The 1,182-nt window shown below is 66.6% G+C and carries 1 protein-coding gene; it reads left to right on the forward strand.

Translation table 11 applies throughout. The features are described 5' to 3' along the window. Positions 1-20: 20 nt before the first annotated feature. Positions 21-1,159, forward strand: a protein-coding gene (locus tag HNR51_RS26525) for an IS3 family transposase (RefSeq protein WP_182556959.1) whose coding sequence is annotated in 2 segments (ribosomal slippage) — positions 21-303 and positions 303-1,159 — 1,140 coding nt in all. Because the reading frame shifts where the segments join, the coding sequence is not laid out codon by codon here. The last annotated feature ends 23 nt before the right edge of the window (positions 1,160-1,182 follow it).

Here is a 1,182-nt window from a genome sequence, read left to right on the forward strand (position 1 = left end):
CCCCCTGGTCTGCCCTCATTCTGAAGCTAGGGTCCGTCGAGCAGGAGACGGACGATGAAGAAGAGCGATTCAGCGAAGAGCAGATCATCGGCATCCTGAAGGAGCAGCAGGCCGGGCTGCCGGTGGCTGAAATCTGCCGCCGCCACGGTATCAGCGATGCGACGTTCTACACGTGGCGCTCGCGCTATGGCGGCATGGAGGTTTCGGACGCGCGGCGTCTGAAGGCGCTCGACGAGGAGAACCGCAAGCTCAAGAAACTCCTGGCCGAAGCGATGCTCGACGTGGCGACGCTGCGTGAGGCTTTGGGAAAAAACTTCTGACGCCCGGCGCACGGAGAACAGCCGTGAGCTGGGCCATTGAGGAGAAGGGTTACTCGCAGCGTCGCGCCTGCGGGCTGATCGGGGTGGCCCCGAAGACGTACCGCTACGCCTCGACGCGGGGTGACGATGCGGCCGTGCGGGTACGCCTGCGCGGCCTGGCCGGCGAGCGCCGCCGGTTCGGCTACCGGCGCTTGCTCATTCTGCTGCGGCGGGAGGGCCTCACGCTCAATCACAAGAAGCTTTTTCGGCTCGATTGGGAGGAGCGGCTGTCGGTGCGCAGGCGGGGTGGGCGCAAGCGAGCCCTTGGCACGCGGGCACCCGCCGCCGTGCCGCAGGAGCCGAACCAGCGCTGGAGCCTCGACTTCGTCTCCGACACGCTCGACGACGGACGCCGCTTCCGCATCCTCGTCGTGGTCGATGACTGCACGCGGGAGTGCTTGGCGCTGGTGGTCGACACCTCGCTGTCCGGTCGGCGCGTCGCGCGCGAACTCGACCGGATCATCGTGGGCCGGGGCAAGCCGCTGATGATCGTCTCGGACAACGGCACCGAGCTGACCTCGCACGCCATCCTGCGCTGGCAGGAAGAGCGTGCGGTCGAGTGGCACTACATCGCGCCCGGCAAGCCGCAGCAGAACGGTTTTGTCGAGAGCTTGAACGGGCGCTTGCGCGACGAGTGCCTGAACGAGCATCTGTTCCGGTGCCTGACGGCGGCCCGGACCCTCATCGAGGCGTGGCGGGTCGACTACAACACCTGCCGACCTCACACGAGCCTCGGCGGGCTCACCCCGAACGCGTTTGCAACCCGGCCCAAACAGGACCAGAACCAGAACAGACTCTAGTTATGAACGGGGGAAGACAGGGG

The sequence above is a fragment of the Methylorubrum thiocyanatum genome (genome assembly GCA_014138645.1).
Taxonomy (GTDB): domain Bacteria; phylum Pseudomonadota; class Alphaproteobacteria; order Rhizobiales; family Beijerinckiaceae; genus Methylobacterium; species Methylobacterium thiocyanatum.